General features: G+C 74.0%; 15 protein-coding genes. 5 read left to right on the forward strand and 10 right to left on the reverse strand.

Going from position 1 to position 16,033, the window contains the following annotated elements; all coding sequences use genetic code 11:
- Positions 1 to 53: 53 nt before the first annotated feature.
- Positions 54 to 500 (forward strand): Lrp/AsnC family transcriptional regulator, encoded by a 447-nt coding sequence (locus tag ACZ5Y0_RS20390; RefSeq protein ID WP_469130074.1) that lies wholly within the window; start codon positions 54 to 56, stop codon positions 498 to 500.
- Here ACZ5Y0_RS20390 and ACZ5Y0_RS20395 read toward each other — a convergent pair.
- The 5 genes from ACZ5Y0_RS20395 to ACZ5Y0_RS20415 all read right to left on the reverse strand — a co-directional run bounded on the left by ACZ5Y0_RS20395 (position 494) and on the right by ACZ5Y0_RS20415 (position 7,155).
- Complete coding sequence (locus ACZ5Y0_RS20395; RefSeq protein WP_469130075.1) at positions 494 to 3,484, reverse strand: AAA family ATPase; 2,991 nt, start codon at positions 3,482 to 3,484, stop codon at positions 494 to 496. The genes ACZ5Y0_RS20390 and ACZ5Y0_RS20395 overlap by 7 nt on opposite strands.
- 151 nt (positions 3,485 to 3,635) lie before the next feature.
- On the reverse strand, positions 3,636 to 4,799 hold the full coding sequence (locus tag ACZ5Y0_RS20400) for an exonuclease SbcCD subunit D (protein ID WP_469130076.1): 1,164 nt from the start codon (positions 4,797 to 4,799) through the stop codon (positions 3,636 to 3,638).
- 421 nt (positions 4,800 to 5,220) lie between these two features.
- Positions 5,221 to 5,847: a YigZ family protein gene (locus tag ACZ5Y0_RS20405; RefSeq protein WP_469130077.1), complete on the reverse strand. Its 627-nt coding sequence runs from the start codon at positions 5,845 to 5,847 to the stop codon at positions 5,221 to 5,223.
- 31 nt (positions 5,848 to 5,878) lie between these two features.
- The gene (locus tag ACZ5Y0_RS20410) at positions 5,879 to 6,427 is read right to left on the reverse strand and encodes a SixA phosphatase family protein (protein ID WP_469130078.1); all 549 of its coding nucleotides are present in this window, start codon (positions 6,425 to 6,427) and stop codon (positions 5,879 to 5,881) included.
- On the reverse strand, positions 6,424 to 7,155 hold the full coding sequence (locus ACZ5Y0_RS20415) for a hypothetical protein (RefSeq protein WP_469130079.1): 732 nt from the start codon (positions 7,153 to 7,155) through the stop codon (positions 6,424 to 6,426). Before ACZ5Y0_RS20415 ends, ACZ5Y0_RS20410 begins: the two co-directional genes overlap by 4 nt.
- Before the next feature lie 128 nt (positions 7,156 to 7,283).
- On the opposite strand from ACZ5Y0_RS20415, the gene ACZ5Y0_RS20420 reads away from it, so the two are divergent.
- Both ACZ5Y0_RS20420 and ACZ5Y0_RS20425 read left to right on the forward strand, forming a co-directional pair.
- Complete coding sequence (locus tag ACZ5Y0_RS20420) at positions 7,284 to 7,691, forward strand: CoA-binding protein (RefSeq protein ID WP_469130080.1); 408 nt, start codon at positions 7,284 to 7,286, stop codon at positions 7,689 to 7,691.
- A 55-nt stretch (positions 7,692 to 7,746) separates the two neighbouring features.
- Positions 7,747 to 8,970 carry a 4-hydroxybenzoate 3-monooxygenase gene (locus ACZ5Y0_RS20425; RefSeq protein WP_469130081.1) on the forward strand — a complete coding sequence of 408 codons (1,224 nt, stop codon included), beginning with the start codon at positions 7,747 to 7,749 and terminating at the stop codon, positions 8,968 to 8,970.
- 33 nt (positions 8,971 to 9,003) lie between these two features.
- Here the strand turns inward: ACZ5Y0_RS20425 and ACZ5Y0_RS20430 are convergent, their stop codons facing one another.
- From ACZ5Y0_RS20430 to ACZ5Y0_RS20440, 3 genes are all read right to left on the reverse strand, one after another.
- Entirely contained in the window at positions 9,004 to 9,564 is a 561-nt protein-coding gene (locus ACZ5Y0_RS20430) for a YbaK/EbsC family protein (protein WP_469130082.1), read from the reverse strand.
- 43 nt (positions 9,565 to 9,607) lie between these two features.
- Positions 9,608 to 10,180, reverse strand: coding sequence for a helix-turn-helix domain-containing protein (locus ACZ5Y0_RS20435; protein ID WP_469130083.1), 573 nt, complete (start codon positions 10,178 to 10,180; stop codon positions 9,608 to 9,610).
- A gap of 192 nt (positions 10,181 to 10,372) precedes the next feature.
- Positions 10,373 to 11,155 (reverse strand): acyltransferase, encoded by a 783-nt coding sequence (locus ACZ5Y0_RS20440; RefSeq protein ID WP_469130084.1) that lies wholly within the window; start codon positions 11,153 to 11,155, stop codon positions 10,373 to 10,375.
- Between the two features lie 109 nt (positions 11,156 to 11,264).
- Between ACZ5Y0_RS20440 and ACZ5Y0_RS20445 the strand changes: the two genes are divergently transcribed.
- Positions 11,265 to 11,792 (forward strand): gamma carbonic anhydrase family protein, encoded by a 528-nt coding sequence (locus ACZ5Y0_RS20445; RefSeq protein ID WP_469130085.1) that lies wholly within the window; start codon positions 11,265 to 11,267, stop codon positions 11,790 to 11,792.
- Between the two features lie 32 nt (positions 11,793 to 11,824).
- On the opposite strand, the gene ACZ5Y0_RS20450 is transcribed toward ACZ5Y0_RS20445, so the two are convergent.
- Complete coding sequence (locus tag ACZ5Y0_RS20450) at positions 11,825 to 12,478, reverse strand: DedA family protein (protein ID WP_469130157.1); 654 nt, start codon at positions 12,476 to 12,478, stop codon at positions 11,825 to 11,827.
- 262 nt (positions 12,479 to 12,740) lie between these two features.
- On the reverse strand, positions 12,741 to 14,657 hold the full coding sequence (locus ACZ5Y0_RS20455) for an RICIN domain-containing protein (protein ID WP_469130086.1): 1,917 nt from the start codon (positions 14,655 to 14,657) through the stop codon (positions 12,741 to 12,743).
- A gap of 396 nt (positions 14,658 to 15,053) precedes the next feature.
- Between ACZ5Y0_RS20455 and galU the strand changes: the two genes are divergently transcribed.
- A complete protein-coding gene (gene galU, locus ACZ5Y0_RS20460; RefSeq protein WP_469130087.1) occupies positions 15,054 to 16,016 on the forward strand; it encodes a UTP--glucose-1-phosphate uridylyltransferase GalU in 963 nt (320 codons plus the stop codon).
- Positions 16,017 to 16,033: the final 17 nt, after the last annotated feature.

Below are 16,033 nucleotides of genomic sequence, written 5' to 3' on the forward strand. Positions count from 1 at the left end.
GTTCCCCGGCATGGACCTTGCCGGGCCGGGGATTCCCCTGGTATTCCTCGGCAATGACCGTGTATTCCCCGGACGCCACCGACTGGCGCATTCTCGAGGTCCTCCAGCACGAGGGCCGGGCCAGTTACGCCGACCTGGCGCGGGCCGTGTCGATGTCCGCGAGCGCGGTCACCGAGCGCGTGCGGCGGCTGGAGGAGGCGGGCGTCATCCAGGGGTACGCGGCGGTGGTGGACCCCGAGCGGCTGGGGTTGTCGATCCTCGCGTTCGTGCGGCTGCGCTACCCCAACGGCAACTACAAGCCGTTCCACGACCTGGTGGCCGTCACGCCCGAGATCCTGGAGGCGCACCACGTCACGGGCGACGACTGCTTCGTCATCAAGGTCGCCGCCCGCTCCATGCGACATCTGGAGGAGCTGACGGGCAAGATCGGCTCCCTGGGGTCGGTGACGACCAGCGTCGTCTACTCCTCGCCCCTGCCCCGCCGCCCGCTCGGTCACTGACCCCGCTGCCGCACCACCGACCCGGATCGTCCCTTCACGATCTCCAACTGTGCGTGGATGCGCCGCCGCAGATCGGCGACATGGCTGACGATGCCCACACTGCGGTCGCGTTCGCGCAGGGAGTCGAGGACGTCGAGGACCTCGTCCAGGGTCTGGTCGTCGAGGCTGCCGAACCCCTCGTCGATGAAGAGGGTGTCCAGCCGGACCCCGCCCGCCTCGTCCGTGACGACGTCGGCGAGGCCGAGGGCGAGGGCCAGGGAGGCGAAGAAGGTCTCGCCGCCGGACAGGGTGGCCGTGTCCCGTTCGCGTCCCGTCCAGGCGTCGACCACGTGCAGCCCGAGCCCGCTGCGGCCGCGCCCGGCCCGGTCGTCGGAGTGCACGAGGGTGTACCGCCCGGACGACATGCGCTGAAGGCGGACGGTCGCGGCGGCGGCGACCTGTTCCAGGCGGGCGGCCAGGACGTACGCCTCCAGGCGCATCTTGCGCTCGTTGTCCGCCGAGGTGCCCGCGGTGAGTCCGGCCATGCGGGCCACCCGGTCGTACTCCTCGCGCAGCGGCCCGAGCCGCCGTACGGCGTCGGCCGCTTGTGCGGAGAGCCGGTCGAGTTCGGCGCAGCGCCGGGCGGCCGCGTCCTCGGCGGAGGCGGCCCTGCGCAGCCGTTCGGCGGCCCGGTCGGCCTCCTGTCCGGCCGCTGTGAGGTCGACGGCGGGCCGCTGGGCGGCGGCCACGGTGTCGGCCTCGGCGAGGACGGCCCGTACGGCGGCCTCCTCGAACTGCCAGGCGTCCAGGCGGCGTTGCAGCTCGCGGTGGGCGGCCCCGTCCAGGAGGGCGTCGGCGGCGGCCCGCGGGGTGTCGAAGCCGGCCCGGAAGGCGGCCTCGTCGACGCGTCCGTCGGCCGCCTTGAGGCGGTCGGCGCTCTCCTCGGCGGCGCGGGCGGCGTCGGCCGCGCCGGTGAGCCGGGCGGCCTGCCGCTCCAGCTGCTCGGCGCGCGCGGACACGCTGGGTGCGCCGCCCCGGGCTTCGGCCAACTCCTCCTCCAGCGCTGCCCGCTCGCGCTCCAGCCGCTCGCGGTGGCCGACCCGCGAGGCGGCTCTGACGGCGGCCTCCCGCTGGGCGGCCGTGCGGCGCTCGTGCTCCTGCTCGGCCCGGCGCAGCTCCTCGCGCGCGGGGTGCAGCGCGGAGGCGTCCCGGCGGGCCGCAGTGTAGGTGCGCTCCAACTCGTCCGCTTCGGAGACGAGCTGGTCGGTGGGGGTGTCGCCGGCCTCGGCGCGGGCGGCGGCGAGGTCCTCCCGGAGGAGACCGAGGGCGCGCTCGGCCTCCGCGCGGTCGCGCTCGGCGCGCTGTGAGGCGGCGAGGGCCTGTTCCTCCGCCTCGCGATCGACGTGTCCGGCGACCTTGCGGGCGGGGTCGGGGTGGTCGGTGGCGCCGCAGACCGCGCAGGGTTCGCCGTCGCGCAAGGTGGCGGCCAGTTCGGCGGCGATGCCGTTGAGCCGTTGTTCCTTGAGGTCGAGCCAGTGGGTGCGGGCCGCGAGCGCCCGCTCACCGGCGGCGAGGGCGTGCCGCCGGGCGTCGTCGGTGTCGCGGGCGAGCCGGTCGCGCAGCCGGGCGGCGGTCAGCCGGCGCCGGGCGGGCTCGCGTTGCACGGCGAGCTGTTCGGCGCGGGTCGCGGCCTCCTGAGCGGACTCGACCCGCTCCTGGAGAGCGGCGCGGGTGGCGTCCCAGTCGGCGAGCCAGGCCCCGGTCTCCGCGAGGACGTCCTCGTCGGCGCGCTCCTGCCGGTCCAGGTCGGCGCCCTCCGCGAGGAGACCGGCCAGCCGTCGCTCGCCGCGGCGGGCCGACTCCAGCCCGCCCAGCTCCTCCGCGGCCCGGCGGGCGGCGGAGGCGAGCCCGGCCGCGCCGGCGTCGGCGAACCGCTCCGGCAGCAGCGCACGCGCGCGTGCCTCGGCGGCGGCGGTCTCGCGGTGCTCGGCGTCGGCGGCTTCCCGCAACTCCAGGGCCGGCGCCACCGCCTCCGCCTTGCGCGCCCGCTCCATCCGCGCCTGCGCCTCACGGTGCGCCCCGGCCCGCTCCTCCAGCAGCCGGGCCCGCTCCCGTGCCTCGGCGAACCGCCGCTGCAACCGGTGGAGTTCGCGTACGTCGGCCAGCGCGCGCTCGGCGGCGGCCTGCGCGGACTCGGCGGCGAGCCGACCGCACCCGGCGATCGTGAGCTGCTCACGCGCGGTGACGCGGGCCACGGCCGCGGCGGTCAGCACGGCCTCGGCCAGGCCCGGTTCGCCCGGTGCCAGCTCGGGCAGTTCCATGGCGTCACCGGCGGCCTGCTGCATGCGGTGGGCGTCGGCCAGGAGTGCCGTGTCGCCCTCACGCACGCGCGCCTCGACCGTACGCCGCCGCTCGGCGAGCCGCTTCTCGACCTCGGCGAAGCGCTGGGTGTCGAAGAGCCGGCCGAGCAGTCGGCCGCGTGCTTCGGCGTCGGCGCGCAGGAACCGCGCGAAGTCGCCCTGGGGCAGCAGCACGACCTGGCAGAACTGCTCACGGCTCATGCCGAGCAGCTGGGTGATCTCCTCGCCGATCTCCTGGTGGGAGCGGCTGAGGTCCTTCCAGGTCCCGGTGACGGCGTCGTGCTCGCGCAGCCAGGTCTGCGCCTTCTCGACGGTGGTGCCGGTGCCGCGCTTCTTGCGGCGCTCCCAGGGTGGCTGCCGGGTGACCTCCAACCGCCGTCCGGAGACGGTGAGTTCGAGAGTGACCTCGGTGCGGGTGCCGGGGGCGGCGTGGTCGCTGCGCAGGGTCAGGCCCTGACCGCTCTGCCGGGCGCCGGGGACGGATCCGTACAGCGCGTAGCACACGGCGTCCAGGACGGAGGTCTTGCCCGCGCCCGTCGGCCCGTGCAGGAGGAAGAGCCCGGCGGCGGACAGTTCGTCGAAGTCGACCCTCTGCGTGCCGCCGAAGGGTCCGAAGGCGGTGATGTCGAGGCGGTGCAGCCTCATCGGGCCTCCCCCCGGTGGTCGTCGAGGCGAGGTCCCCGAGCCGGCAGCGGGCCCCGGACGGACGCCGCCGGAACGGGCAGGTGGCCGGGGTGGGGCGAACCCGCGGCCGGGACGGCCGGACTCGACGCCCTCCGCAGGGCCGTCCAGTGTCTCACCGCGCCACCTCCCGCACGGTGTCGTCGGCGCGCACCGCGTCGAAGGCGTCCCGCAGCACGCCCTGCTCGCGCGCGTCCGGGCCCGCGCCGCGCACGTGCGCCACGAAGTCCTCGGCGATCTCCTGGTCGCTGCGGCCCGCGAGACGCCGGGCGTAGGACACGTCCGGGTCGTCCGGGGTGCGCTCGGGGGCGAAGACAAGGCTGAGGGTGTGCGGGAAGCGTTCGGTGAGCCGTGCCATCGGGTCGGCCGGGCGCACGGCGTCGGTGAGGGTCGCCTCGACCCACGCCTGCTCGTACCGGTCGAGCCGGGGGTCGGCCAGCAGTTCCGCCAGCGTACCGCGCAGCCGGGCCAGCGCGCGGGGGACGGGACAGTCGATCCGCTCGGCGGTGACGCCTCCGTCGGGGTCGAGGTCGATCAGCCACATGGTCTTGCGGTGGTCGGCCTCCGAGAAGGAGTACGGCAGCGGGGAGCCGGAGTAGCGGACGCGCTCGGTGAGGGTCTGGCAGCCGTGCAGATGCCCGAGTGCCACATAGTCGACGCCGTCGAAGACCCCGGCGGGCACGGAGGCGACCCCACCGACGGTGATGTCCCGCTCGCTCTCGCTGGGCAGGCCGCCGGTGACGAAGGCGTGCGCGAGGACGACCGAGCGGGTGCCCCGCGGGCGGCCCGCGAGGTCGGTCCGGACCCGGTCCATGGCCGCGGCCAGCACCGCCTCGTGTCCGGCTTTCTCGACGTTGAACTCGTCCTTCACCAGGGCGGGTTCGAGATAGGGCAGCCCGTAGAAGGCGACGTCACCGAAGGCGTCCGGCAGGATCACCGGTGTGCCGACCGAGGCCGGGTCGGTCCGCAGATGGACGCCCGCGCGCCCGATGAGTCCGGCGCCCACGCCGAGCCGCCGCGCGGAGTCGTGGTTTCCGGAGATCATCACCGTGGGCACGCCCAGGTCGGCGAGGCGGTGCAGGGCGTCGTCGAACAGCTCGACGGCGGCGAGCGGCGGGACCGCCCGGTCGTACACGTCTCCCGACACGACCACCGCGTCGACCTCGCGCTCACGCACGGTGGTCACGAGGTGGCCGATGAACCCGGCCTGGGCACCGAGCATGTTCACCCGGTGGAACGCCCGGCCCAGATGCCAGTCGGAAGTGTGCAGGAGCCTCATGATCCCCGAGCGTAACGGCAGGGTCCGACAGCGCGGGCGGTTACTCCGGTAAGTCCGGTTCCCCTAGTCCCATTTGTCAGAAAAGTAGCTTTTCGCGCAATCATTCCCGGTTGACGGGGCGGTCGTTTCGGCGACTTTCGGTCCATGTGAGAGGAACCACTCGGCACTGCCACCCCGCGCCCTGAAGTCGTCGCTCCCAGGGTTCGGGTGGGAGCGCGGGGGAACGGCATGGAACCGGTCGACGCCGTCGCGGCGGCAGGAGTGGCGCTCGTGGTGAAGGGTGCGCTCGAGGCGGCCGGGCAGGAGACCGGCCGGCCCGGCTGGAACGGCGGAGCGCGCCTCGTGGAGCGGATCCGCGCGCGCTCCTCGTGGCGATGCCTAGGCGGGGAGGGCGCCCTGGACAGGGTGATCACCACCCCCGTCAGGCGTCCCCGTACGCCTCCCCGCCCACCTCGAACCCCGCCGTGCCCGCCGTCACGTCCGCGAGCCAGGCGCGGAAGGCGTCCACGTCGGCGTCCGGGAGGCCGATCTCGATCGTGACCGCCTCGCCGTAGCGGACGCCGCGGACCTCGCGGCCGGTGGAGCGCAGGTCGTTCTGCACCTTGCCGGCCCGCTGGTGGTCGACCGTGACCGTGGCCAGCCGGAAGCGGCGGCGGGTGGTCGTGCCGACGACGTCCAGGGCCTCGCCGACGGCGCCGCCGTAGGCGCGGATGAGGCCGCCGGCACCGAGCTTGACGCCGCCGTAGTAGCGGGTGACGACGGCGACGACGTACCGCATGTCGCGGCGCAGCAGCATCTGGAGCATCGGGACGCCTGCGGTACCGCCGGGTTCACCGTCGTCGCCGGCCTTCTGGACGCGGGCGTCGGCCCCGATGACGTACGCCCAGCAGTTGTGGCTGGCGTCGGCGTGCTCCCTGCGGACGGCCGCCACGAACGCCTGGGCCTCCTGTTCGGTGGCCGCCGGGGCGAGCGCGCACAGGAAACGGGAGCGGTTGACCTCGGTCTCGTGGACGCCCCGGTGGGCGACGGTGCGGTACTCGTCCGGCATCGGGCCAGCCTATGCCGTCCTCGACGCCGCCTCAGCGGCCGTCCTTGCGCCCCCTCGGCACGGCCGTCCAGGTCAGCAGGGCCGACCCCGGGGTCAGGTCGGCCCAGGTGGGGGCGTGCCGGGCCAGGACGGCGACAGCGGAGGTCGGGAACTTCACGCGGACCGGGTCCAGGGCGTCGTCGAGGGCGTCCCCGGCCAGTGCCAGGACGAGTTCCTGGAGGCCGGGATTGTGTCCGACCAGCAGCAGGGTGCGGACGTCGGCGGGCGTCTCGCGGGCCACGGCCAGCAGCTCGGGTGCGGCGGCGGCGTACAGGCGCGCCTCGTACCGGACCGGCGGCGGGGTGCCCCACTGGGCCGAGGCCAGTTCCCAGGTCCGGCGGGCACGTACAGCGGTGGAGCACAGGGCGAGGTCCGGCAGGCAGTCGGCGTCGGCCAGCGCGCGCCCGGCGGCCGGGGCGTCGCGCAGGCCGCGGGGGGCGAGCGGCCGCTCGTGGTCGGGCACGCTCTGCGGCCAGGCCGACTTTGCGTGCCGCAGGACGACGAGCCGGCGCGGCGGCCCGGCCGCGGTGCCGGCGCTCACCTCGGGGCTCCCACGTCACGGGTGAGCTCGAGGCCGAGGAGACGGTCGGCGTAGGCGTACGTCTCGAAGCGGGCGCCGTCCGGGAGCCGCGGCCCGGCCTCCTCCACCGAGCGCAGCACGCTGAGCACCGCGGGCAGGTCCAGATCGTCCTCCCAGGCGGTCCGCAGCCGCTCGCGCAGTTCCTCGGGGACCGGGCGGGACGGGCTCCGCGCCCAGTCGGCGACGGCCCGCCGCCAGCGGGCGAGGGTGGCTTCGGCCTCGCGCAGCGCGGTGGTGCCGAGCGGGGCGGGTGCGCGGTGGTGGTGGCAGAGCAGGGCGAGGCGGAGGGCGGCGGGATCGGGGCGCGCGGAGGGCAGGTCCTCCGGCCGCACCGCCGCGACCGGGACCCACACGCCCTCCCCCGCCGCCGCGGCCTCCTCCTCCGCCGCCACGTGCACGGCCTGGGCCTCGCCGAATCCGCCGGCGAGGCCCCGGCCGTCCTCGAAGGGACGGACGCCGAGCGTGGTGGCGGCCGCCCGCAGCTCCGCCTGCTCGCGTTCGCCGGTCAGCACGGGCAGGACGGACGTCCCGCCGAGTTCCAGCACCCGGACGACGAGATCGGCGACGAGGAGGACGCGGAGCGTGCCGGTGCCGTACCCCGAGGCACGGGCCTCGACGCGGGTCAGGCCACGGCGGACGGGGGCGGCGGCGACGGGCTCGCCGGTTCGGGCGTCGATGATGCGCAGCACGGGGCCGAGCGTAGGCGGGCGCGGGGCCGTCCGCAGTCCCGGGTGCGGAATCGGTGCACGTCGTCCGATGTTGAGCGGATGGGCGCCGTCGGGCGTCCGGTGATGTCCGTCCGTCAGAGGAGGCCGCCGTGTACGGCGACGAGGCAACGATCCGCAGGATTCTCACCGAGCTGGGCGACACCTGGGCGGTGGTGGGGCTGTCCACGAACCCGCGACGGGCGGCGTACGGCGTCGCCGAGGTGCTCCAGCGCTTCGGCAAACGGGTCGTTCCCGTCCATCCGAAGGCGGAGACCGTGCACGGGGAGCGGGGGTACGCCTCTCTCGCGGACATCCCCTTCGACGTGGACGTGGTGGACGTCTTCGTGAACAGCGACCTCGCGGGAGCCGTCGCGGACGAGGCGGTCGTCAAGGACGCGAAGGCGGTGTGGTTCCAGCTCGGCGTGGTCGACGAGCCGGCCTACGCCCGCACCCGGGCGGCCGGCCTGGAGATGGTGATGGACCGTTGCCCGGCGATCGAGATCCCCCGGCTGGGCTGAACGGGTGACGGCACCGGCCCCCTGCCCCTCCTGAGGGGGCCTCCATAATGTGCGGGTGACCACCACCTCCCTCCACGCCAACTCCCCTTCGGCGCCTCACGTCCCGGTCGTCGTCGTGGGCGCCGGGCCGGCCGGGCTCGCCGTCGGCAACATCCTGCGGGCCGCCGGCCTCGACTGCGTGATCCTGGAGACGGAGAGCCGCGAGTTCATCGAGGGAAACCCGCGCGCGGGCGTCCTGGAGGAGGGGGTCGTGCGCGGCCTCCAGGAACGCGGCCTCGCCGACAACCTGTTGAAGTGGGCCCAACCGCACACCACGTGCGAGTTCCGCTTCGGCGGTGAGGGCTACCGCTTTCCCTACGGCGACCTGACGGGGCGTCACCACTTCGTCTATCCACAGCCGTTGCTGGTGACGGACCTGGTGCGCGAGTACGTCGACGTGCGCGGCGGTGACGCCCGCTTCTCGGTGCGCGACGTCGAACTGCGCGATCTCGGCACGGACCGCCCCTCGGCGTCGTACACCTGCCCGCGCACCGGGCAACGGCAGTCGCTGCTGTGCGACTTCGTCGTCGGGGCGGACGGGGCGCGCGGGGTCAGCCGGGCCGCGGTGCCGCCGGAGAAGGTGCGGATCGCCCGGCACGACTACGGCATCGGCTGGCTGGCGCTGCTCGCGCAGGCCCCGCCGTCCTCCGACTGTGTGCTGTTCGGCATCCATCCCAACGGGTTCGCCGGGCACATGGCCCGCAGCCCCGAGGTGACCCGGTACTACCTTCAGTGTCCGCCCGGCGACGCCCCGGAGAACTGGTCGCACGACCGCGTCTGGACGGAGCTGCGCGTGCGCCTCGGGGCCGCGGACGCCCCGCCGCTCACGGAGGGGCCGCTGATCGAGAGACGTGTGCTCGACATGCACGACTACGTGGTGGAGCCGATGGCGTACGGGCGGCTGTTCCTGGCCGGGGACGCGGCGCACCTCGTCGCGCCGATCGCCGCCAAGGGCATGAACCTCGCGCTGCACGACGCGTTCCTGCTCGGCGACGCGCTGGTCGGGTATCTGACCCGGGGGGACGGCGGTGGCCTGGACGGCTACTCGGAGGCGTGTCTGCGGCGGGTGTGGGACTACCAGGAGTTCTCGCAGTGGCTGTCCGAGGTCTACCACGGCGCCTCGACGGGCGACCCGTTCCGGGCGGGCACCACCCTCGCCCGGCTGCGTCGCCTGTTCACCTCCCCGGCCGCCGCCGGCGCCTTCGCGGAGCAGTATCTGGGGGCGGCGCAACACTACTGACAGCCGGGGCCGGTCTCCGCGCCCCACGGCGCCTCAGACCGCGACGCCCAGTCCGTCCGGCACGACCGCGCCGGGCAGTTCGGCGAACGCCTTGCCGGGCACCAGCAGTTTGCCGCGCCGGCGTCCGCTGCCGACCAGGACGTACGGCAGGTCGACGACCGTCGAGTCCACCGACACGGGCCAGGCGGCGGGGAGTCCGACGGGGGTGATGCCGCCGTACTCCGTACCGGTGGCCGCCACCGCCGTGTCCATCGCGGCGAACGAGGCCTCGCGGGCGCCGAGTCGGCGGCGCACCACGCCGTTGACGTCGACGCGGGCGGTGGAGAGCACGACACACACGGCAAGGGTGGTCTCGCCGCCGCGCCTGCCCGCGACCACCACGCAGTTCGCCGACTGCTCCAGCAGTTCCCGTCCGTAGTGCTCGACGAGAACGGCCGTGTCGGCCCACTGGGGGTCGGTCTCGACGTAGACGATCCGGTCGGCGGGCACGCTGCCGCTCCAGTGGCGTACGGCGTCGGCGACCGGGCCGGCCAGCTCGTCGAGGCAGTCGGGGGCGGGCCTGGCGTCGTCGAAGTGTCCGACGGGTGCGTCCATGACCGCACGCTGACAGCGGGGTCGCGCCGGTCTGCGGGGTGTCTCAGCGCACGGGCGGCACCGACACGGTGAGCACCATCTCGGTCGGGATCTCGCCCTGGTTGGCGTAGGTGTGGGCCGCGTCGGCCGCGAAGGTGACACTGGCGCCGGCCGGGACACGGTACTCCGCTCCCTCCACGGTGAGGGTGAGTTGGCCGGCGGTGACGTGGGCGATCTCGACCGTGCCGGCCGGGTGCGGGTCGGAGCCGCTGCTGTCGCCCGGCATCAGCCGCCAGTCCCACATCTCCAGCGGACCGGGCGCCTCGGTGCCGGCCAGGAGCCGGCTGTAACTGCCCGCGTCGGTGTGCCACAGGCGGACCACCTGGTCGGCGGGCACGACGCGCACCTCGGGTCCCTGCTCGTAGTCGAGGAGGGTGGTGATGCTGATGCCGAGCGCGTCGCCGATCTTCACGACGGTACCGAGACTGGGGTTGGTGCGGGCCTGTTCGATCTGGATCAGCATGCCGCGGCTGACTCCGGCGCGGGCGGCGAGCGTGTCGAGGGTGAAGCCGCGTTCGGTGCGCCATCGCTTGACGTTGCGCGCCAGAGACTGGGTCAGCAGGTCGAGATCTGCCACATTCCGTCCAATTCCTCCCGTTCCGGACAGGGTCCGGAGTTTACTATTTTAGCCCAAGGGTTCATCCCACTGCACTACGACCTCATGCACCCGCTCGTGCACCGAACTGTACTGCGGGGGACCGGGTGACAGCACTCCTCGCCCTGGCCACGAGCCTCCCGCGGGTCCGCCGACTTCGGCGGCGGAGAGGCGTCAGATCGCGCCGCTCACATCCCCGTTCCGGTCCAGTGCGGCCAGTCTCGCCGCCGACTCCTCGTCCAGCCCCGACAGCGCGACCAGCTGGTCGGACGTCACGCCGTCGGGGATCGGCACCGGGGCCGGGGTGCGCAGCGGCGGCTGCCAGCCGTCGCCGGGAGTCCACCGCCGTACGACCCGGGCGGGCGCCCCCGCCACCACGGCGTGGTCGGGCACCGTGCCGCGCACCACCGCGCCTGCCGCGACGACCACGTTCCGTCCGATCCGCGCCCCCGGCAGGATCACCGCGCCGGTGCCGATCCAGCAGCCGGAGCCGATCTCCACCGGCTCCATCCGCGGCCACTGCTTGCCGATGGGCTGGTGCGGATCGTCGTAGGAGTGGTTGGTGGAGGTGACGTAGACGTACGGCCCGAAGTAGCAGTCGCTGCCGATGGTGACCGTCGTGTCGGCGATGACATGGCTGCCGCGCCCCAGGACGACGCCGTCGCCCATCCGCAGGATCGGGTCCGGGCCGAGGTCGAGGTCCGGCATCAGGCCGGCCGTCAGCGTGACCTGCTCGCCCACGATGCAGTGCGCGCCGAGGTGGATCCAGGGCTCACCGAAGACCGTGCCAAGCGGGAACGCGAGCCGGGTGCCGGCGCCTATCGAACCGAAGCGGAGGCCGCCGGGGTGTTCGGCGGTGACGGAACCGGAGCGCTGCACCCAGGCCCAGCCCGCGTGGACGGCCCGCTGGGTGAGGCGGCGCCGCCAGGATGAGAACGTGTTCTTGCGCTTCGGCACCCGCTCACCGTACTCAGCGGGCGGTACCGCCAGGACATCACGGGGCTGTGATCTTCACCCCACCGGGTGGCGTACCGTGCGGGGCGGAGACGGACACGAGGAGACGGTGATGACGCACAAGGCGCTGACAGTGGGCATCGGCGGCAGGGAACCGAAGATCGACGGCGAGGCGTTCGTGGCGCCGACGTCCTGCGTCATCGGGGACGTGACACTGGCGGCGGGTGCGAGCGTCTGGTACGGCGCCGTACTGCGCGGTGACGTCGAACGCATCTCCGTCGGGGCGCGGAGCAACATCCAGGACAACTGCACCCTGCACGCCGACCCCGGCTTTCCCGTGACCATCGGCGAACGGGTCTCCGTCGGCCACAACGCGGTCGTCCACGGGGCCAGCGTCGGCGACGACTGCCTCGTCGGGATGGGCGCGACCGTGCTCAACGGGGCGGTGATCGGTGCGGGTTCACTGGTCGCCGCGCAGGCGCTGGTGCCGCAGGGGATGCAGGTGCCGCCGGGTTCGCTGGTCGCGGGGGTGCCTGCCAGGATCAGGCGTCAGTTGACGGAGGAGGAGCGTCAGGGCGTCACGCTGAACGGCACCATGTACGCCGACCTGGCCAAGGCCCACGGCGAGATCCACGAGTAGGGCGGTACCGCGGGAGGGCGCACGGCCGCGACCTACTCGGCAGCCGCCACCGCCTCGGCCTTCGGCTCGGCCTCGGCCTGCTGCCCCGCGTTCTTCGCCTTGCGCTTCAGCACGATCATCGAGGTGAGGCCGATGAGCACGGCCACCACCAGGCCCAGCCAGGAGAACTTCTTCAGCCAGGACTCCGCGACGACACCCACGTAGTAGATGACGGCCGTCGTCCCGCCCGCCCACACGATGCCGCCGAACAGGTTGGCGGCGAAGAACCTCCAGTAGGGCATGTGCAGCACGCCCGCGAGCGGCCCGGCGAAGATCCGCAGCAAGGCGATGAAACGGCCGAAGAACACGGCCCACACGCCCCACTTCTCGAAGGACCGCTCCGCCGTGGCGATGTGCCCCTCGCTGAAGTGCCGGGGGAACTTCTTGCCCAGCCAGGCCAGCATGGGGCGGCCGCCCTTGCGGCCGATGGCGTAACCGATGGAGTCGCCGATCACCGCACCGGCGGTGGCACAGGCCCCGAGGATCAGGGGGTTGATGTCTCCGTGCTGCGAGGCGAGCAGCGCCGCGGAGACGAGGATGATCTCCCCCGGCAGCGGGATGCCCAGGCTCTCCAGTCCGATGACCAGGCCCACCAGCCCGTAGATGGCGACCGCGGGTACGGCCTCGAGCCATTCCTGGACGTGCACCGCCGGTTCCTCCCGTTCGAGTCCTGCTTCCCGGCGCGCCGCGACCGGGCGCACGCCGGGAAGCCTACCGGGTCGGCCGGGGCGCCGATCCGCCCCGTGGGCGCCCTGTGGTGCGGCTCGCCCCAAGCAGCGACAGCACGTCGGCGGCTGCCGGTCGTGTTCGGCGGCTGCCGGTCGTGTTCGGCGGCTGCCGGTCGTGTTCGGCGGCTGCCGGTCGTGTTCGGCGGCTGCCGGTCGTGTTCGGCGGGGACGGCCGGCCCGCTCAGCGGCCGAGCGCGGTGGTCACGCCGGTGAGTGCGGCCTCCGCCCCTTGGTCGACGCCGCCGAGCACCTGGTCCACCGCCTCGACCGGGCCGGGGAGGGCACGGGCCGTGGGAGCGGGCTCCCTCTCCTCCTCGCAGCAGTCGACCTGGACGTAGCGTGTGTCGTACGCGGGGGTCGGCGGCCGGGCGCCAGGCGCGGACTTCTCGGGAGCGGGAACGGGAGCGCTGTCGTCCGGCCCCGGCGGCCGCGCCTCGTCCGGGGCGCCGGACGGTTCCCCCGGAGCCGGTTCCCCCGCGGCCGGGGCCCGCCCGGCCTCCTCCGCCTCCTCCGCCGCCGCGTCGAACGCCCACCGCTGGCCCGCCGATCCGTCCCGTTCCGTGACGGTGACGTCCGGCCGTGACCGGCCCGTGCGGGGCGCGACCACCAGGCTCCCGTCGCCGCGCCGCATCAGCAGTTCCCCGCGGACGGTCAGGTCGAAGAGGACGCTTCCGGGACGCGCCGCGCACCGGGCCAGTGTGACCGTCCCGCGTCCGGGGTCGCCGGCCAGGCAGAGGGACGGGACGGCGGCACTGCGCAGCAGGCCGTCGTCCTGGTAGGACCACCGCTGGGAGGCGGCCGAGGAGCAGGCAGCGAGGACGGCGGACGCCCCGGACTCGGCCCGGCCGCCGTCGGTGTCCAGGCAGAGTCCCGTGGCCGTGGCCCGCAGGCGGCCGTGGGCGATCTCGACGGGGTTCGCGGCGGAGGCGGCGGCCGGGGCGGACCGGGTGGACGCGGGGCCGTCCGGGGTGGACGCGGGGCCGTCCGGGGTGGACGCACCCGTGCCGGTGTCCGCGGCACCCGTGCCGCCGGCGGGTGCGCCCCACGTGGCGCCGGGGACGGGGACACCGTCGTCATCGGACCAGCCCCGGTTCGCCAGCACGGTCGCGAGCAGCGCGAGGGAGGTCAGACCGACACCCACCAGGACGGACCGGGAGCGGTGCCCCGGCAGGGCGAGCAGGCCCGCCGAGGTGGTGCGGTGGCGGCCGGTGCCGCCGGACGGGCGGGCCGCGGCCGGCCGGATCGCCGTCGCCGCCTCGGCGGAAGCCGTGCGTGCGGGGCGGGAGTCGAGGTAGCGGCGGGCGCCCCACCCGAGGACGGTCTCGGCGAGCAGTATGTCCAGTCCACCGTCGAAATGGCCGAGCTGTTCGGCGGCGTGCCGACAGTGGCGGCAGTGGGCGAGGTGGTTCCGGACATCGGGCAGCAGTGTCCCGCCGCGACGCAGGGGAACGTCGAGAAGGCGGTTGTGGAAACGGCATTCGCTCGACGGGGCGAGTTCCCGGTGGGCGCGTACACAACCGGCCCGGAATTGTTCCCGCGCCCGTTCCAGACCGGCCGTGGCGGTGAGGGTGTCCACACCCAGCAGGAGGGCGGGTACGGCGAGCGGTTCGGCCTCCACCTCCGTATGCCACAGCAGGCATTGGGAAGCGGCGGGCAACGACTGGAAAGCGCGTTCGGCGAGTTGTCGCCTTTCGGGGGTGACGGTCCGGGCGGCGCGCAGTCCGCGACCGCCCACGGTTTTGCGCAGTTCCGGCAGGACGGCGACGACCCCGTCCGCGCCGGCCCAGGCACGGACCGTGTCCCGTACGGCGACGAGGAGTTGGGGGCGCAGCGCGCCGTCGGTGTGTCCGCCTGCCAGGCGGCCGAACACCTCGTGGAAGGCGGCTGCGGTCACCAGACGCGCGGCCGCTCCGGTGTCGGCCAGGCAGACGGTGGCGTAGTCGTGGACGGCGTGCCAGTGCCGGGCGAGGAGCAGGGCGACGGCGCGGGGGTGACCGCCGGCCGCGCCCAGCCGGGCGGCGAGGTCGCGGTCGGAATCCCCGGGGGTCCATCCGGGGCGTGGCGGGTAGGGCGGGCGTGGGGGGTTCGGGGACTGCACGGAACCGTTTCCTTCCGATGCGGCGAACGGCACACGAAATACGCGTCCGTCGGAAAGCAGGTGCCTGATTGGTGCGTACTTTTGGTCTGACCAGGTGTGTTGCCCTGATCGACGGGCCTTGGGGGGAGGCTCACCTTCGCACACGCGCCTCACGGGAAACAAGGAGTTCGAGTGACCGGAGTCCACCACCCGCTCCTGGTGGAATAGTTACCGTCGGTATGCGCACCCTTATTCGAAAATAAGCGAGAGCGAAAGCCTCAACAGGGGTGCGGGAAAAGCCGGATGGCACGCCGAATCTCCGACGTGCCGCCCGGAACGTCGGGCACCGCCCCACCTACAGGTGTCTCAGATGTGTCTCTCGGGGAACTCTCAGCCGCGTGGTGCAGCGTGATCGTCATGAACGCCCCCCACCCTTCCTCCCCTCTCCTTCCGGCGCCCGCGACCGTCCCCGCCGTCCGCAAGGCGGTCGTCCCGGCGGCCGGGCTCGGCACCCGATTCCTGCCCGCGACGAAGGCGACGCCGAAGGAGATGCTGCCGGTCGTCGACAAGCCGACCATCCAGTACGTCGTCGAGGAGGCCGCCGCGGCCGGTCTGGACGACCTGCTGATGGTCACGGGCCGCCACAAGCGGGCTATCGAGGACCACTTCGACCACGCCTTCGAACTGGAACAGGCCCTCGCGGCCAAGGGCGACACCGTGCGGCTGGACGCGGTGCGCGATCCGGCCCGGCTCGCGGACATCCACCACATCCGCCAGGGCGACCCGCTCGGCCTCGGTCACGCCGTGCTGTGCGCCCGCAACCATGTGGGCGACCAGCCCTTCGCCGTCCTCCTCGGCGACGACCTCATCGACCCGCGCGACGCCCTGCTCAGCCGCATGCTGGAGGTCCGCGGCCGGTACGCCGGCAGCGTGGCCGCCCTGATGGAGGTCCCGTCGGAACAGGTCCACCTCTACGGCTGCGCGGCCGTGGAGCCGTCCGGGGAGGACGGCGTCGTACGGGTCACAGGACTGGTCGAGAAGCCCGCACCCGAGGACGCGCCGAGCCGGTACGCGGTCATCGGGCGGTACGTCCTCGATCCCGCCGTCTTCGACGTCCTGGAGCGTACGGCACCCGGCCGCGGCGGCGAGATCCAGCTCACCGACGCGCTCCAGGAACTGGCCGCGGACGGCACGGTGCACGGAGTCGTCTTCTCCGGCCGCCGCCACGACACCGGGGACAGGGCCGACTACCTGCGCACGGTGGTCCGACTGGCCTGCGACCGGGACGACCTGGGCCCGGAGTTCGTGGCCTGGCTCAAGGAGTTCGTGGCGGAGGTCGCGGAGAGCGGAAGGGCGGGGCGGGAGCGGTCGGCGGCTTGAGGGCGGGGACCGCAGGA

The sequence above is a fragment of the Streptomyces sp. NPDC033216 genome (genome assembly GCF_055577115.1).

Coding starts and splice junctions, on each gene's coding strand:
- ACZ5Y0_RS20390 (WP_469130074.1), top strand. CDS start 54: ATGACCGTGTATTCCCCGGACGCCACCGACTGGCGCATTCTCGAGGTC.
- galU (WP_469130087.1), top strand. CDS start 15,054: ATGAACGCCCCCCACCCTTCCTCCCCTCTCCTTCCGGCGCCCGCGACC.
- ACZ5Y0_RS20400 (WP_469130076.1), bottom strand. CDS start 4,799: ATGAGGCTCCTGCACACTTCCGACTGGCATCTGGGCCGGGCGTTCCAC.
- ACZ5Y0_RS20430 (WP_469130082.1), bottom strand. CDS start 9,564: ATGGACGCACCCGTCGGACACTTCGACGACGCCAGGCCCGCCCCCGAC.
- ACZ5Y0_RS20445 (WP_469130085.1), top strand. CDS start 11,265: ATGACGCACAAGGCGCTGACAGTGGGCATCGGCGGCAGGGAACCGAAG.
- ACZ5Y0_RS20405 (WP_469130077.1), bottom strand. CDS start 5,847: ATGCCGGACGAGTACCGCACCGTCGCCCACCGGGGCGTCCACGAGACC.
- ACZ5Y0_RS20395 (WP_469130075.1), bottom strand. CDS start 3,484: ATGAGGCTGCACCGCCTCGACATCACCGCCTTCGGACCCTTCGGCGGC.